This window comes from Paenibacillus sp. UMB7766-LJ446, assembly GCF_030226665.1.
Taxonomy (GTDB): Bacteria; Bacillota; Bacilli; order Paenibacillales; family Paenibacillaceae; genus Paenibacillus; species Paenibacillus vandeheii.
Window position 1 is genome coordinate 823,909 of the sequence record NZ_JASOYM010000001.1, and the last position, 15,457, is coordinate 839,365.

The window sequence follows — 15,457 nt, forward strand, 5'->3', positions numbered from 1 at the left end:
TATTAATCGATAAAGCCGCCTACACGCAAAAATTGGGCAATTGCGGGACGATTCATCATCGCGCTGTCTGAACGATACTCGGAAAAGGTCACACGAGGTAGACCGCTGTATGGATCTGTCAGGCTCTTGTCCGGTTCCTGTGGCAAAATCACATAATATTGCTCATCATATTTGTAGGTACGTGGTGCCTCGTATGGAGAAATGAGTACCTCGTGCAATTTTTCGCCCGGCCGAATTCCGGTTACTTTATAATCGTGAGCCGGACGACCTGCCTGTTCCAGCATGACCGAAGCCAGATCAGTCATCTTGCAGGCTTTCATTTTCATTACAAATGTCTCACCACCCACCGCTGCCTCAGCCGCCTTCAGCAACAAATGAATGGCCTCCGTCCGTGTCAGGAAAAAGCGGGTCATGCCTTTGTCCGTAATGGTCGGGCTCTTGCCTTCATCAATCTGACGACGGAACAATGGAACGACACTGCCGCTGGTTCCAAGCACATTGCCTCCGCGAATACACACAAAACGCGTTGACTCGCTCAGCCCATTGGCACGAATCATCATTTTTTCACCCAAGGCCTTGGTCATGCCATAAACGTTAATCGGATCTACCGCCTTGTCGGTGGACACGTCAATGACTTTGGCAACCTGCATGCGAATCGCAGCGCGGATAATGTTCTGCGTACCGATGACGTTGGTCTTGAACGCTTCATCCGGCTGGTCCTCGCATACCGGGACGTGTTTCAGCGCAGCCAGATGGAAGAGAACGTTCACTCCGCGACAGGCCGCCTCCACCGCCCGATCATCCCGAATGTCTCCAATGACAAAACGCAAACGCGCATCATGACCGAAATCCCGCTGCATCGCAACCTGGGCGTATTCATTACGCGACAGAATCCGAATCTCAGCTGGATTCTGCTCCAGCAGTACCTCGGTCAGCTTTTGTCCCCAGGAGCCGGTTCCTCCAGTGATCAGAATCGTTTGTCCTTGAATCATGGTGAATCCCTCCTTGTTCAGATCATGAATTCGCGTAATACCGCAGCCATCTCTTCCCGGTTTAACCGATCTTTTGGCGGTACTTTTTTAATGGAAGTATTGCTGGAATGCACGATGTTCACGTAATTACGCGGAGCCAGCAGCTCATGCGGCAGCTCAATGACATTGCCATGTGTTCCCCGGCCCGGCAGCTTCACCCGGTATCCTGCAGCGTACTCTGCCGTTTTATATAGGTAGACATAGAATTGCGGGGAACGATGAAACGCTGGCGCCATCTCATGATTCACGCTGTCCCACAGGTATCCATTCTGGTTAATGAGTGCCATCGTTCCAGGCTGTGGCTGCACATCATAGAGCTGCTGAACAAACGTCTTGTGATACAGATCATCCGAATCCAGCCGGGCAATATAGATATCTTCTGCTCCCTCGGCAAAAGCCAGAATGGCACGAACACTTTCGATTGTTGTTCCAAAACGTATATTGGAAGGCAGCGGCTCCTGTTCCGCAAGAATCTCTTGCATCAGTTCCCCCGATTCCTTGGACAGCTTCAACACGGCCAGGAAATCCTGATTCGTCTGGGCCTTAAGGCAATGCAGGGTGAACCTACGAAAAATGCCCACTCGCCGCTCCAGCCAATCTCTCGTTAATCGCTGCGGGTCCATTCCGTAATTGTTGAAGTTAATCTCAATAACCACTTTTCTGGACATACCCTTCCTCCTCACTCATTCTGTGATTTTCTTTCACTTCAGTCAGACTATTTTCATAGTCTTTACAGCCCTTTCCATAACAAAAACGGCCCCTGTCTGCCTGAAGATGCCATACAGAAGCTCTATTCAAACAAGCTGACTCTATAACGTATGAAAAAATAATAGAATCGGTCCGGACACTTGTACGGGTTCTTCCATAAATCAGCTTTTACATAAGCCCTTCGACGCTTACCTCTCCTGGAAGTAGATTGATATACACCCGAAGATGTGCCCTGCCGGGTCGAATGCACAATACGTTGTCGAAGCCGCAACATAGAATAGAGCAAGTGAATTTTCAAAGGGGGCCTTATACCAAAATGAATGCAGTCTATCTTGAAATGGATGGTGTGCTGGATCAACTTGAAGCCGCGGTGAGGGAGAAGCGTCCCTTCTCTCTGGTTCGTGTAGGCGATGGGGAGAATATCGTCATGTCTCAAGAAACGGTCTGGAGCACGGAACAGGTTCTGAAGGAGCGATGGGCCATCAAGGCTAATCTGGGGCAAAAAGGACTGCGTCTACCCAATCTGCAGCTCCGGGATGAGGTTGCCGCTTCCTTGCAGCGCGCGGATATCGTAGGCGTTCTTCCACACGGGGACAGTAGCATCAAAGCCCCGGAGCATCTCAAAAGACAGCTGACCGACATCGTGTTCGCACATTTTGGCATCTCTCCAGCACTGACTTGCCATGCCTGTGTCAATCGGGAACTCGCGCAGGTGCCCCGCTTCTGGAATATGCTTGCTGGCAAGCGTATACTGCTCGTTACCCGGGAGATTGAGCAGCTGCGGGCGATGCTCGTTCAGGAGCCATATCATCTGGATATTACAGCTGCGCTGCCCTTCGACAGCTGGGATCAGATGCATGAAACACTGCAATGGGTTCAAACGAATCAGGATACCTTCGATGTAGCTCTCTTCTCCTGTGGCGTGAACGCGGTTGTACTTGCGGAGCGGACAGCAGCACTTACAGGCAAAGTCGCCATTGACTTCGGCAAAGCCAACAACATTATTTTGAAAGGCCGCGCCAACTAGTTAGTAAAAGTGGATATTACAACAAAAATCCCGGACTCCTCAGAGCCGGGATTTTGTTCTGGTTTGTTCTCTCTTTTCTCTTTTCACCGTAAGACTTGAGGGTCTTATTAGCGCTAAACGTAAGGGACACCCTATCCTTTTCAGGTCTTCATCTGCTGTGGTTAGCAAGCTGTTCATAGGAACCAATTGGTAGCTGCAATACCATAGAACACTTCAGGTCCAGTCCGTACAGATGTGGACACCCCGGAAATAAACGAGGTATATACACTTTCCAGTGCAGGCGGTGCGGACAGATCCTGTGCAGTGAACGAATGAAATTCAGCGCCACCGCTCTGGCCTACCGTCCCTTCGGCACGATAAATCACAAAGAACGGATCGTAAAAACTGCCCCGTACAAGCTCAACAACGAACGTATCCCCCACTTCTCCGGTAACGCCAACCGTGCCATTCAAGGTGATAATGGGGTTTGGGACACCAAGGGTCTGCAGACCAATGGAGCCGAACGCTTCTGGTGATGGGCCCAGAGACAAACCGGGCTGTCCAACCGTTCCCGAGTTCATCGAACTTCTCATATCAAGAAACACACCCATGAGTAACACCTCCAATGCTATGGGATACGTTATTCTATGAATCTCGACTCTCTTTGGATTGGATGGGTAACAGATTCTCTCCACCTATTTTTATTTGCCCCCGGTTAATGGTATATTGGACTGCATAACGAAATGAACGGATCGTATGCACACAAGCGGTACAGGCTGTTCAGAAGGAGATTACTATTTATGAATAAACGCAAACGCCCAACAGGCAATACATCGGCCAAGGGGAAAGCATCTGCAGGTTCGTCCACAGCGCGGTCCGGGCGGTCCACTTTTACTTCCGCCAAATCATCAGGACCATCCGCATCACGCAATGCAGGAGCGGCGAAAAAGCCAGTAGCTGCCAAGTCCTCTGCAGCTCCTAAGAAAGCCGGAGCACCCAAACCCAAAGCAGCTAAACGCTCAGGCAATTCCTATTATCGTAAGCAGGAACCACCACGCCCGTACAAAGTCACTGAACCGGATGAACTGCTCAACTTTTTGCTGAAACACTTGAAGTCCGGCCGGAATGCGGTCAAATCCATCCTGGGTCGCGGACAGGTATCCGTTGATCAGAAAGTGGTTACCAAGTTTAATCTGGAGCTGACGCCAGGACAGATCGTAACGATCAGCAGAGAAGGCGCCGTTGCCGCTCCTTCCTTGACAGGCATTAACATTTTGCATGAAGACGATGATATCATTGTCATTCGCAAGGAAGCCGGGCTGCTATCCATTGCCGCTGACAAAAGTGATGATCTTACTGCTTATCGCCAGCTGACCGAGCATGTTCGCCGTACCAACGAGCTGAACCGGATATTTATTGTCCATCGTCTGGACCGCGACACTTCGGGTGTCATGATGTTCGCCAAGAGTGAAGAAGTGCAGCAGAAGCTGCAGGACAACTGGAAAGACAACGTACAGGAACGTGTGTATGTTGCCCTTGTAGAAGGTGCCGTTGCGAAGGAAGAAGGAACCATTTCCTCATGGCTGAAAGAAACCAAGACACTCAAAATGTATTCCAGTCCTCGCCCGAATGATGGACAGCATGCGATTACACACTACAAACGTCTGCAGTCGAACCGCGAGTTCTCCCTGTTGGAAGTCCGTTTGGAAACGGGACGCAAAAACCAGATCCGTGTGCATATGGAAGATCTCGGACATCCCATTGCAGGCGACAAAAAATACGGTGCACAAACCAAAACACTTGGACGCCTCGGACTGCATGCACGGGTACTCTCGTTCATCCATCCAACGACTGGCGAGCTAATGCGATTTGAAACTGATATTCCGAAGCAGTTCCTGTATCCATTCCGTGCAGATGCCCCACCAGCGAAATAACGGAATGATTCAGAGAACAAGCATTGGTGGCTCAGATCTCAGCCGATTCAAGACAAGCCCCGGTGCCAGATTTGGCCGATGGCCTAACCACGTCTGAAGGGAGGAACCGATGCTGAACAACTTGCTGATTACCGGTTATCGTGCACATGAACTACAGATTTTTGGACAGAAGCATGAGGGAATTCCTTTCATCAAGAAGGCCATCTCTTCCCGTCTTACACCTCTGGTCGAAGACGGGCTGGAGTGGGTGCTGACGCCAGGCCAATACGGCGTGGACCTATGGGCCTGCGAAGTGGTGCTTGAGCTGAAGAAGACGTTCCCGGATCTGAAGCTGTCAATCATTACTGCTTTTCAGAATCCAGAGGAACAATGGAAGGAAGACAAACAGGAGTATTATCGCTCCATCCTGCAAGGTGTAGACTATTACGGAGCGATTAGCCGTCAGCCGTATATCGGCCCGTGGCAGTTCACTGCACGGGATGACTTACTGCTGCGCAAAAGCGACGGCCTCCTGCTCGTCTATGACGAAGATGCCGGAGATGGCAGTCCTCGTTTTATCAAGGAAAAAGCGATCAAAAAGCAGCAGAATGAAGATTACACCATCATCAGTATCACATCAGAGGATATCCAATCGGTCGCCGAAGATGAACGGATGAACGATGTTGGGGATTACGAAGATTCTTCATTCTAAAAGATCAAATGAGTCAACCTCGGATAAGGTACGAATGAATTAGTGATCATTGCACTTTTATGTAGCAGCTTAGTTGTTCAGGAATTCGTACATATGTTTTTTTTGGCGGCAGGTTGGGTATAAGTAGTAGTAAAACTGCGATTACCATGTCGTATGGGACAAAGGGGAACTGCAACCATGACATTAACGCCAGAACAGCGCATTCAACTGCATGGATTCAACAACCTGACCAAGTCGCTGAGTTTCAATATGTACGATATCTGTTATACGAAAACCAAAGATGAACGCGAAGCTTACATTGAATATATTGATGAACAATATAATGCGGCCCGGCTCAGTAAAATACTGACCAACGTGTCTGACATTATCGGTGCCCATGTGCTGAATGTCGCCCAACAGGACTATGTTCCACAGGGTGCAAGTGTGACAATGCTTGTCTCGGAAGGCCCCATTGTGGAGATTCCCGAAGAATCCTTCGATGAATCCCCCGGTCCCCTGCCCGATAATGTCGTCATGCAGCTCGACAAAAGCCATATTACCGTTCATACGTATCCCGAATTCCACCCGAGTGAAGGCATCAGTACATTTCGGGCAGATATTGACGTCTCTACCTGCGGTGAAATCTCGCCGCTAAAGGCGCTGAACTATCTGATCCACTCGTTTGATACGGATATTATGACGATGGATTACCGGGTACGGGGGTTTACACGGGATACGAGCGGACGCAAGCTGTTCATTGATCACGAAATTGGTTCGATTCAGAATTATATTCCGGATGAGATCAAGAGCAGCTTCGACATGATTGACGTGAACGTGTATCAGGAGAACATTTTTCACACCAAGTGCAAGTTGAGGGAATTCGACCTCGATAACTATCTGTTTGGTTATACCAAAGATAAACTGAGTAAAGCCGAGCAACAGGAAATTACGGACTGGCTGAAGCTGGAGATGGACGAGATTTATTATGGCAAAAACATCAATCGTCCTTCTTAATGGCTGATTCGTAAAGACTGATTCATAAGGACTGAACAAGGATAAGATGTCATGAAGGAAGGATTTCTTAACGGAAGCCTCCGGCGTGCGCTTGTCCTTTTCTTTTGCCTAACTTGACAGGCAGCAGCGCAATTTTTTATGATGAAAGCAATTGCATTTCCATTAAGGAGACTGAGCCGTTGATTGAAACGAACACTTCCAGACGCAATGAATCTCTGTTACAAGCGCTGAACGTACAGCACCAGGTTACCACTGAAAATATTGCCAATGCAGACACACCCAATTACAAAAAGAAATCGGTGGAGTTTGAGGAAGAGCTTAGACGTATCATTGAGAATGGCAAAACAGATCAACTCGCCATGAAGCGTACTCATGAAAAACACTTTCCGGTCAGTAATCCCAATGCTTCCATCGTTAATTACCAGATTGTCGAGAACAACGAAACATCCATGAATAATAACAACAATAACGTTGACATTGACAAGGAAATGGCGGATCTTTCGGAGAATCAGCTTATGTATAACTACATGGTTGACCGGGTAAGCGGGCATTACAAGAAAATGAAAAATCTGTTGCAGGATATGAAATAATGAATGTGAATGGTAGAGCAGCCCTTTGGCTGCTTTTTGTTTTGTCTCATATTCGGAAAAATACAGATGATCTATATTAACCGTATTTAGCATCGCTTTTATTTTCCTAATCAGGAGAATCCACTCACCTAAGTTATGTCCTTTTTCGGTATCCTCTCCCTTTCGTAGTATAATGAGATAAAATGATTGATTTCATATCAAATAAAAGAGGTGCAACATGGCTCCACGTCATTTAAATGCTTTTCAAGGCTCCAAAGTCCGACTGGCCGCTCCTTGCCCGGAAGACTGCATGCGGCTCAGCCGCTTCACTGACAGTTATGATTACTTGCGTAATCTGGATACCGATATTGCTGTTCCACTAACGCCGGATGAGACAGGGTCATCCGCAGTTCGGAGAGACAACGGCTTTGAATTTGCGCTGCGTACTCTGGAGGACAATCGTTTCATTGGATTTACGGCGCTCTACCGAATTGAGTGGAATAACCGCTCTGCACGACTGGCCATTGGTATTGGTGATGACAAAGATCGTGGTCAAGGCTACGGCAGTGATGCTCTTTCCCTGATTATTCGTTATGGATTCCATGAATTGAATCTGAACCGGATTTCGCTGGAAGTGATTGAATACAATGAAGCTGCGAGACGTGCATATCTCAAAGCAGGATTTCGCGAGGAAGGTCGTCAGCGCTCTGCCGTTCTGCGGGATGGCACGCATTATGATCTGATCTCGATGAGTATTCTTGCGGAAGAATGGTCAACGCAGACCAAGCTTCCTTTGGCGTTTCAGTCCACTCAAGTCCGGAGAGCTGCACAGACGGAAGATCTCTCAGACTCACAACTGCTTGCTGCCGTAGAATCTGCGTTGTCCGGTTCACAAGCCAAGGTTACAGCGGATGCTTCTGTTCAACCTCGCATCGGTGTTGGGGCGGTTATCCTCAACGAGCGTAATGAAGTTCTTTTGGTTTGGCGGAATCGTCAGCCTGAACAATACACCTGGAGTATCCCTGGAGGCAAAGTCGATCCTTATGAGTCGCTGGAAACGGCGGTCATTCGAGAAATTAAGGAAGAAGTCGATCTGGATATTGCCATCGAGGGATTACTCTGCACGGCCGAAACCATTCGTCCAGAACAGGAAGAACATTGGATATCTGTTCTCTATTTCACTCGGGTAATCCACGGTATTGCTCGCAATCTGGAGGAAGGCGGTGCCATTGGCGAGATCGGCTGGTTCCCACTGAACGAACTCCCCTCTCCTCTGGCGAGTTTTACCGTGCCTGGACTACAAGCCGTAAAGCAGCTCTATTCTCAAGATTGAGTGTGGAAACTGTGATTTAGGATAACGATACTTAATAAAGTGCATAGCAACCGCCGAACTCCTTTTTCTGAGTCAAAGGGGAGCTTGGCGGTTATTTTTGTTTTTCTGGGCAAATCCCTTCTTTATGGTAGTCTCAGTACATGTATACATAACTTTATTTTCCAAAACCAAGAACCGTTTGGCCCTTTCCACGGTCTAATACGCAACAACATCCATGAAAGGAGGAGCCATGTGACCCCTGCTCAACTGACTATCGTGGCGCAAAAAGGGGATGCCGAGGCTTTTGCAGCCTTAATGGAGATGCATCAGAGCCGACTGTATCGGATCGCTTATGCCAATCTGCACAACGAAGGCGATGCGCTGGAAGCGATACAGGAGACTACCTATAGAGCTTATCGAACGCTCAAGAAACTAAAAGAACCCTCCTATTTCGGCACCTGGCTAATCCGTATTCTGCTGAACTACTGTGCGGACGAACGCAAACGCAAGAGCCGGTTCAGCCACGTTATCGAAATTCATGAACCCAGCAGCTGGGACCGACCCGAAGACCCTGATCTTGCCGCAGCCGTCTCTGCGCTGGATCGGGATTGCAAGCAGATTATTATTCTGAGTTATTTCGAAGGTTTCTCCTTGACAGAGGTCGCTGACATTCTGGAAATTCCTACAGGGACCGTAAAATCCCGACTGCATCGAGCACTCGGACAGCTTCGGAATCAACTTGAAACGAAAGGAGATGAATTATCATGACCGATGAAATGGAAACATTTGAAGGTCTGGAACAGCGTCTGAATGCTCGTAAAACGGAATACGACACCATACCTGTACCCGACGCCGGAGCATATCAGGCTGTACAGGCCGGAATCCGTCAGGCCACGCGCAAGCGCAAATCGCGGCTGCGCTGGTATATGAGTTCCATCTCGGCAGCTGCAATTATCCTCGTGTTTACGGGATGTATCCGCGTCTCTCCGGCTTTTGCGTCTTTTGTAGAGCAGCTACCGGGCATGGAAGGTATCGTCAGCATGATTCGCCAGGATAAAGGATTAATGATGGCCATCGATCAGTCCCTCTTGCAGAAGGTCGGTGTGACCGATGAGCATAATGGAGCTTCTATGACCGTGGACGGCATTATTACAGATGAGTCACGTATGGTCATTTTTTACACACTGAAAGGCATGGAAGATTCCGAGAAAGGCAACTATGATATCGATCTGCTTGATGAGCATGGTAAGAATCTTCCTGTTGCGTTTAGCTATTCCTCTCCTAAGCCTGCTTCAGAAAATGGCGTTTATGAGGATAAAATCGATGTCTCATTCACAGAATCTTTACCGCCACAAGAGCTGACCGTTGTATTTAAGGAACGAGGTAAGGAAGCGGCTAAAAAGTGGAAGGTCACTTTCCCAGTGGATCGCAGCTTAACGAAAGGTATGAAGAGAGTCATCCCCGTAAACCAAACCATGACCGTGGACGGGCAGCGTATTCATGTAAAACAGGCCGTTCTGCATCCCACTCGCCTTGTACTTGATATAGAATATGATCGGAACAACACCAAAAAAATCTTCGGAATCCGTGACCTACATTTAGTGGATGAGCAAGGCCGAGCATGGCGAACGGATTCTTCTTCCATCTCGGGCTCTGGGAGTTCCGTCTTTTTCGAAAGTATGTACTTCTCCACTCCGAAAAAACTGACGTTGCAGGGGTCTGGCCTTGCAGCGCTGGATAAGGATGAACTGGTTATCAGCATCGATCCTTCTTCAGGTGAAATACAAGGTGGCCCATCGAGTTTGAAATTCCTGAAAAGCACGGTACAAGGCAAAGATCTGGTCATCGAGTTTTCAATCTCAAACTCTCAAGATGCCACTTCCGGGCTATCATTTACCAATATCGAGGACAGTAAGGGAAAGCCTTTCGAAATTAATGAGTTCGGCTGGAGTCCTTCAGGTGAAAATGGGATCTCCGAAGCAAGGATTGTCATTAAAAATGCAGCCGTAGCTAAAGGAAAACTAACAATGGAAATATTCTCTTACCCTTATCAAAGTCGTGCACCGTTTTCTATTGAAATTCCTGTGACTCCCTAAAAGAAAGATGAGCAGTCATAATAAGAAACCACATGAAGTAATCATGCACTATAATGGAAACACCAAACATCTACATTAAATCAATATGTCACAGGAAAGGATGTATCCACAATGAATAACCGTTCAATCCGTTACCCACAACCACTCGCTCCGGGGAATACCATTGGGGTGGCTGCGCCATCCAGCGGTGTGGGTGAATCCTTACATCATTACCTTGAAGAGAGCAGGCACAACATGGAGCGCCTTGGTTTTGGTGTTCAGGAGAGCCCCTTTCTACGGCATAACGCCAAATGTGTAAGTTCGTCCAAGGAAGATCGCGCAGCCGAGATCAATGCGTTTTTCCGTAACCCTGAGATTCAGGCAATTATCCCTCCGTGGGGTGGAGAGTTCCTTATGGATATCCTGCCCCTGCTGGATTGGGAAGCTTTGAAAACCTTGCCGCCCAAATGGGTCATGGGCTATTCGGATATCAGCACCTTTTTATTTGCATACACCCTGATCACCGGAACGGCTTCGGCACATGGTACGAACTACGTGGATCTTAGGTCCAATGAACTCGATCCGGTGACCGCCCGCTGGATTGATGTATTGCAGACTGGACATGGAGGGCAGATCACTCAATCTTCCTCCACCCACTATCAATCGGAATGGAAACCGGAGTTAACGGGGTTCAATCTGGATACCCCTTCACACTGGAAACAGCTGGGGCAGGCCCAAGGAGCTGATGCACAGGTTACGTTCTCAGGTCGGTTGATCGGCGGCTGTATGGATACCATCACTTGTCTGATCGGCACACCTTACGCACCAGTTGAGGCGTATCTCGATCAGTACTGTGCAGAAGAAGGAACCATCTGGTATCTGGAAAGCTGTGAAATGAATGCGGGTGATATTTACCGTCATCTGTGGCAGATGAGACAGGCTGGCTGGTTTGCTGGCGTTAAAGGCTTCATGTTCGGCCGACCTGCCGGGTATTCGGATACAGGAGATTTCAATTTCACCGATGCCCTAACCTCAGCGCTGGGGGATATGGATGTTCCCGTACTGTATGATGTGGATCTGGGCCACATCCCGCCACAGTTAACCTTTGTGAATGGCGCACTGGGCAAAGTCGCTTATGAAAATGGGCGCGGAAGCCTTGAGATGGCATTTGTGTAAACACCTTTTGTAGGCAGATGCATACCTTGAAGTAAGAACTTATTTTGAGGAAGGGTTGTGCATCATGCCTGAATCCACATCCACACCATCCGCATTTGTCGTATACCAAGCCAATCAACCGATGCTTCAATCCGTACAAAGTGTGCGGAATATGCTTCATCATACAGCCCGGCAGCACGTAGGCAAGAAGGTGCAAGTCCAGAATATCGATGGTCAGGTATGGGAAGGTGTCATTATCAGCGCAGATCGGGGTATTCTATATCTCCAGGTTACGCCGATGCATGGATATCCTGAGCCGCGTGCCTTGTTTGGACCGACGATTCTGCCACTCGTATTGTATGAGCTGTTAGTCATTACGCTGTTGATGTAATTGTTTTTTTATCGCTATAGAGCCAAACCCAAAAATCTTTGTTCCTGAGGCCCTTGGGTCCGGGAACGAAGATTTTTTTGGTTTAGGGACGCTTGGGTCGTCATTTTGGCTTGAATGTGTGCATCAATCTCTGCAACCTGGATGACTTCCTGTCGTTCATGCGGTATGTTTCCTTGCTAACGTGTGAAATATGATACAATGGTGTCGGCACCAAGCCTTATCTCATATGAAAGGAGCTTGATCCGGTTGGAATATATCCCTCATGATCCTCCACCCGTGCCTCAGTCTGAGACGGAGCTGGTTGGGACAAATCATACTGAACAATCCCGTGTGATCGCGATCTGTCTATTGGCAGGCAAAATTATGCTGCAAAGCGGCGGTGAAACCTATCGTGTGGAAGATACGATGAAACGCATGGCTGCCGCGCTGGGCCTTCCCCATTCGCACAGTTACGTTGTGCCCACAGGCATCTTCTTCTCGGTTGATGCAACCGAGCCTGCCAAGCTGATACGAATCTCCGAACGAACCACAGATTTGCACAAGGTATCTGAAGTGAATGCCGTTTCCCGACGTATTGGACAAGGTGAATTGTCCGTTGAAGAAGCGTATGCGTTATTACAACAAATTGAGGGACAGCCCTCCTCCTATTCTGCGGTTGTGCGGCTTACAGCGGCGGCGTTGTCCAGCGGGTGCTTTACCATTATGTTTGGTGGAGGCTGGGTCGACTTTCTCCCTGCTGTTCTCTGCGGTGGTATCGGCTATGCAGCGGTCATTGCCTTCCATCGACTGGTACTCGTGAAGTTTTTTGCCGAGCTGACAGCTTCATTTGTCATTGGCCTGCTCGCCTTTTTGCTTGTCTATATGGGTGCGGGTCATGAAAGGGACAAAATTATTATTGGCTCAGTCATGCCCCTAGTACCGGGGTTACTGATTACCAATGCTGTGCGTGACCTCATGGCTGGGCATCTCGTATCCGGGCTATCCAAGGGAGCCGAGGCGTTCCTGACGGCTTTTGCGATTGGTACCGGCATTGCTGTTGTTTTTTCACTTTTTACGTAAGACGGAGGAGTTGCAGGTTATGCTTCATTTTATTGAACAAGCCCTGACCAGCTTTGTCGCCTCGGCTGCATTCGGCATCATCTTCAACGCCCCACGACGCATGCTGCTTCACGGTGGATTTGTCGGCATGATCGGCTGGATCATCTATATTGTGCTTGAATATGCAGCAGATGCTGTTCCTGCTACACTGGCAGCGACCATCGCGGTAGGTGTCATCAGCCAGCTGTTCTCCCGTATGTTTCGCGCACCCGTCATTATCTTTAGCGTGGCTGGCATCATTCCGCTCGTTCCCGGTGGGCTGGCGTATAATGCGATGCGTAATTTTGTGCAAAATGACTACGGTGCTGCCATGGAGATGGCTGCCAAGGCACTCATGTTATCCGGTGCCATCGCAATCGGACTTGTATTGTCCGAAGTGTTGAACCAGATGATTCGTCGTTTACCTGAATCGTTGCGAGCAAAACCCTAGCAGTAGATAAATATACTATCACTAAAACGATAATGGCCCGTGGGAGACAGGGTAAACACTGTCTTTCACGGGTTTTTCATATTTTTAACCCATGTTGATCCGGGATCATCTCCCTTACAGCGGTCTTATCGTTGCATCCATTTGTTCGATAACTGTACGATCCATAAGGCAGAAATCTCCCCATGTCTGCTGGAAAATCCTTGTCCATCGTTATACAGTAAACCATCTCTTTCATGGCAAAGCACGCTTCATAACCGACGCAAATAAATCCGCCGCCACACCACTTCCGGATCTCATATAATGCTCTGCATCCGTACGATCAAATCCGATCCAGACTGCAGCCGTCCACTTGCCGGTATATCCCACGAACCACAGATCCCGATTGGCTTCCTTGCTTACACCAGGTAATGCAGCCTGCGTTGTTCCTGTTTTCCCCGCTACTTTATGCCGACTCAGCTGTGCTCTACTGCCTGTTCCCTGACTGACCACATCTTGGAGCATACGGGTCATGGCCGTTGACGTGTTGGTGGAGATCACCTGCTTGTTCTCTGGCTTAAAAGTATAGATCGCCCGGCCACGTGAATCCGTAATTTCACGAATCAGATGTGACGTATTAAACTTGCCGTTATTGGCAAAGACAGAATAGGCCTGAGCCATTTTCAGTGGAGATACCCCTTTATACAAGCCACCCAAGGCAATCGACAGATTGAGGTCCTCCTTACCCAGTTCAATGCCCAATCGATCTGCAAATTGATGTGCGCGTCCCAACCCTGTCTCATGCAGCAGCCATACGGCTGGAGCATTGATGGAATGTTCAATGGCTTGTGACATCGTAACTGTACCTCTGTAACGCCCACCCAGATTGCTTGGTTGATAACTCCCATATTTCATGCGTTGATCAGGTAGTATACTCTCCGGCTTAAACCGCCCGGATTCCAATGCAGGTCCGTATGCAATTATGGGCTTGAATGCAGAACCGGGTTGCCTTGCATCCGTGGTTGCCCGGTTAATGCCTCCTTTTACAGGGTCACGCCCGCCCATCATCGCTTTGACTTCACCATTTTGCTGGTCCAGTATGACCATGCTCGCCTGCACTTGCTCATCCTCACGATCATCGGTGAACCGGGAAGATTCGCGGAACGTTTGCTCCATCGCCAGCTGCGCTTGATCATCCAATCCTGTATGAATGGTCCAGCCTGCGGATTGAATCTCTGCCATACTTTTGCCTGTAAGGCGAGAAGCCTCCTCGATCACCGCATCTAATGCAGACACGTAAGCAGGCACTGGCGAGCCTGGACTCGATGCAGATGTTGGATCTGGCGGTGTATAGTCCACACTTCGCGCTTCCTCCATCTGTCTCTTTGTAATAATTCCTTGCTCATGCATGAGGGCAAGAACCACAGAACGCCTCTCTTTGGACAGGTCTTCCCGATCTACCGGATTGTATATGGAAGGTCCCTTCGGAATTCCAGCGAGCGTAGCGATTTGCCAAATCTCCAGCTGATGTAAATCCTTAATCCCGAAGTAGCGCCACGCGGCCGCTTTAATCCCGTACTGCTGTCGTCCCATATAAATATGGTTCAAATACAGCTCCAATAGCTCATCCTTGCTAAATTTATTTTCCATCGCCATAGCAATCGACATCTCATTTACCTTGCGAACCAGCGTTTTGTCTCCGTTCAAGTACAAATTTCTGGCTAGTTGCTGTGTAATGGAGCTACCTCCCTGACTCAGGTTCATATGTAAAACATCCTGCACAACCGCCCTGCCAATCCCGATAAAATCCAATCCGTCATGATTATAAAAACGTCGATCTTCCGTAGCCAGAAACGCCTGCTTTAATAGATCGGGCATGTCCTTCAAATCGGCATATTCCTTATATCCCTTGGATTGTACTTGTAATCTCGAAATTTCTGTTCCGTTGGCATTCGTAATGATGGTGGAAGAGGCCGTTGATATGGCCTCAGGATGATTTCGAAGTACACCTTCGCCGTAAGCAATCAGATAGATATAGCCGATCACAAGCAAAATAACGATCACTACAGAGGCATCAAATATGTGATA

Annotated in this window: 16 protein-coding genes and 1 pseudogene; 13 read left to right on the top strand and 4 right to left on the bottom strand. The window is 48.6% G+C overall.

Annotation, left to right across the window (positions count from 1 at the left end; all coding sequences use genetic code 11):
- Positions 1–2 precede the first annotated feature (2 nt).
- A complete protein-coding gene (locus tag QP794_RS04180; protein ID WP_285075075.1) occupies positions 3–992 on the bottom strand; it encodes a polysaccharide biosynthesis protein in 990 nt (329 codons plus the stop codon).
- 17 nt (positions 993–1,009) lie between these two features.
- The gene (locus QP794_RS04185) at positions 1,010–1,699 is read right to left on the bottom strand and encodes a glycosyltransferase (protein WP_285075076.1); all 690 of its coding nucleotides are present in this window, start codon (positions 1,697–1,699) and stop codon (positions 1,010–1,012) included.
- A gap of 356 nt (positions 1,700–2,055) precedes the next feature.
- On the opposite strand from QP794_RS04185, the gene QP794_RS04190 reads away from it, so the two are divergent.
- A complete protein-coding gene (locus QP794_RS04190) occupies positions 2,056–2,766 on the top strand; it encodes a GT-D fold domain-containing glycosyltransferase (protein ID WP_285075077.1) in 711 nt (236 codons plus the stop codon).
- A gap of 173 nt (positions 2,767–2,939) precedes the next feature.
- Here QP794_RS04190 and QP794_RS04195 read toward each other — a convergent pair whose 3' ends face one another.
- Entirely contained in the window at positions 2,940–3,356 is a 417-nt protein-coding gene (locus QP794_RS04195) for a hypothetical protein (RefSeq protein WP_079350752.1), read from the bottom strand.
- Between the two features lie 189 nt (positions 3,357–3,545).
- On the opposite strand from QP794_RS04195, the gene QP794_RS04200 reads away from it, so the two are divergent.
- The 12 genes and pseudogenes from QP794_RS04200 to QP794_RS04255 all read left to right on the top strand — a co-directional run bounded on the left by QP794_RS04200 (position 3,546) and on the right by QP794_RS04255 (position 13,393).
- The gene (locus tag QP794_RS04200; RefSeq protein WP_285075078.1) at positions 3,546–4,679 is read left to right on the top strand and encodes an RluA family pseudouridine synthase; all 1,134 of its coding nucleotides are present in this window, start codon (positions 3,546–3,548) and stop codon (positions 4,677–4,679) included.
- Between the two features lie 109 nt (positions 4,680–4,788).
- Positions 4,789–5,370: an SLOG family protein gene (locus tag QP794_RS04205; protein ID WP_285075079.1), complete on the top strand. Its 582-nt coding sequence runs from the start codon at positions 4,789–4,791 to the stop codon at positions 5,368–5,370.
- Between the two features lie 177 nt (positions 5,371–5,547).
- The gene (gene speD, locus QP794_RS04210) at positions 5,548–6,363 is read left to right on the top strand and encodes an adenosylmethionine decarboxylase (protein ID WP_285075080.1); all 816 of its coding nucleotides are present in this window, start codon (positions 5,548–5,550) and stop codon (positions 6,361–6,363) included.
- A 179-nt stretch (positions 6,364–6,542) separates the two neighbouring features.
- Positions 6,543–6,953, top strand: a complete 411-nt coding sequence (gene flgB / locus QP794_RS04215; protein WP_024629403.1) for a flagellar basal body rod protein FlgB — start codon at positions 6,543–6,545, stop codon at positions 6,951–6,953.
- A gap of 217 nt (positions 6,954–7,170) precedes the next feature.
- A pseudogene (locus QP794_RS04220) lies at positions 7,171–7,662 on the top strand (GNAT family N-acetyltransferase); the annotation flags it as partial.
- A 201-nt stretch (positions 7,663–7,863) separates the two neighbouring features.
- Positions 7,864–8,265, top strand: a complete 402-nt coding sequence (locus QP794_RS04225) for an NUDIX domain-containing protein (protein ID WP_483311873.1) — start codon at positions 7,864–7,866, stop codon at positions 8,263–8,265.
- A gap of 231 nt (positions 8,266–8,496) precedes the next feature.
- Positions 8,497–9,012: an RNA polymerase sigma factor gene (locus tag QP794_RS04230; protein WP_285075081.1), complete on the top strand. Its 516-nt coding sequence runs from the start codon at positions 8,497–8,499 to the stop codon at positions 9,010–9,012.
- Positions 9,009–10,340: a DUF4179 domain-containing protein gene (locus tag QP794_RS04235; protein ID WP_285075082.1), complete on the top strand. Its 1,332-nt coding sequence runs from the start codon at positions 9,009–9,011 to the stop codon at positions 10,338–10,340. The genes QP794_RS04230 and QP794_RS04235 overlap by 4 nt, the downstream gene beginning before the upstream one ends.
- Positions 10,341–10,451: 111 nt before the next feature.
- Positions 10,452–11,495 (top strand): S66 family peptidase, encoded by a 1,044-nt coding sequence (locus tag QP794_RS04240; protein ID WP_285075083.1) that lies wholly within the window; start codon positions 10,452–10,454, stop codon positions 11,493–11,495.
- Positions 11,496–11,559: 64 nt separating this feature from the next.
- Complete coding sequence (locus QP794_RS04245; RefSeq protein ID WP_285075084.1) at positions 11,560–11,865, top strand: hypothetical protein; 306 nt, start codon at positions 11,560–11,562, stop codon at positions 11,863–11,865.
- A 363-nt stretch (positions 11,866–12,228) separates the two neighbouring features.
- A complete protein-coding gene (locus QP794_RS04250; RefSeq protein WP_236703443.1) occupies positions 12,229–12,924 on the top strand; it encodes a threonine/serine exporter family protein in 696 nt (231 codons plus the stop codon).
- Positions 12,925–12,943: 19 nt separating this feature from the next.
- Positions 12,944–13,393, top strand: coding sequence for a threonine/serine exporter family protein (locus QP794_RS04255; RefSeq protein WP_285075085.1), 450 nt, complete (start codon positions 12,944–12,946; stop codon positions 13,391–13,393).
- 231 nt (positions 13,394–13,624) lie between these two features.
- Here the strand turns inward: QP794_RS04255 and QP794_RS04260 are convergent, their stop codons facing one another.
- Positions 13,625–15,433 (bottom strand): transglycosylase domain-containing protein, encoded by a 1,809-nt coding sequence (locus QP794_RS04260; RefSeq protein ID WP_285075086.1) that lies wholly within the window; start codon positions 15,431–15,433, stop codon positions 13,625–13,627.
- Positions 15,434–15,457: the final 24 nt, after the last annotated feature.

Excerpts from the sequence above, each read along its gene's own strand:
- QP794_RS04180 (WP_285075075.1), bottom strand. The coding sequence starts at position 992 with ATGATTCAAGGACAAACGATTCTGATCACTGGAGGAACCGGCTCCTGG.
- QP794_RS04185 (WP_285075076.1), bottom strand. The coding sequence starts at position 1,699 with ATGTCCAGAAAAGTGGTTATTGAGATTAACTTCAACAATTACGGAATG.
- QP794_RS04190 (WP_285075077.1), top strand. The coding sequence starts at position 2,056 with ATGAATGCAGTCTATCTTGAAATGGATGGTGTGCTGGATCAACTTGAA.
- QP794_RS04195 (WP_079350752.1), bottom strand. The coding sequence starts at position 3,356 with ATGGGTGTGTTTCTTGATATGAGAAGTTCGATGAACTCGGGAACGGTT.
- QP794_RS04200 (WP_285075078.1), top strand. The coding sequence starts at position 3,546 with ATGAATAAACGCAAACGCCCAACAGGCAATACATCGGCCAAGGGGAAA.
- QP794_RS04205 (WP_285075079.1), top strand. The coding sequence starts at position 4,789 with ATGCTGAACAACTTGCTGATTACCGGTTATCGTGCACATGAACTACAG.
- speD (WP_285075080.1), top strand. The coding sequence starts at position 5,548 with ATGACATTAACGCCAGAACAGCGCATTCAACTGCATGGATTCAACAAC.
- QP794_RS04235 (WP_285075082.1), top strand. The coding sequence starts at position 9,009 with ATGACCGATGAAATGGAAACATTTGAAGGTCTGGAACAGCGTCTGAAT.
- QP794_RS04240 (WP_285075083.1), top strand. The coding sequence starts at position 10,452 with ATGAATAACCGTTCAATCCGTTACCCACAACCACTCGCTCCGGGGAAT.
- QP794_RS04245 (WP_285075084.1), top strand. The coding sequence starts at position 11,560 with ATGCCTGAATCCACATCCACACCATCCGCATTTGTCGTATACCAAGCC.
- QP794_RS04250 (WP_236703443.1), top strand. The coding sequence starts at position 12,229 with ATGCTGCAAAGCGGCGGTGAAACCTATCGTGTGGAAGATACGATGAAA.
- QP794_RS04255 (WP_285075085.1), top strand. The coding sequence starts at position 12,944 with ATGCTTCATTTTATTGAACAAGCCCTGACCAGCTTTGTCGCCTCGGCT.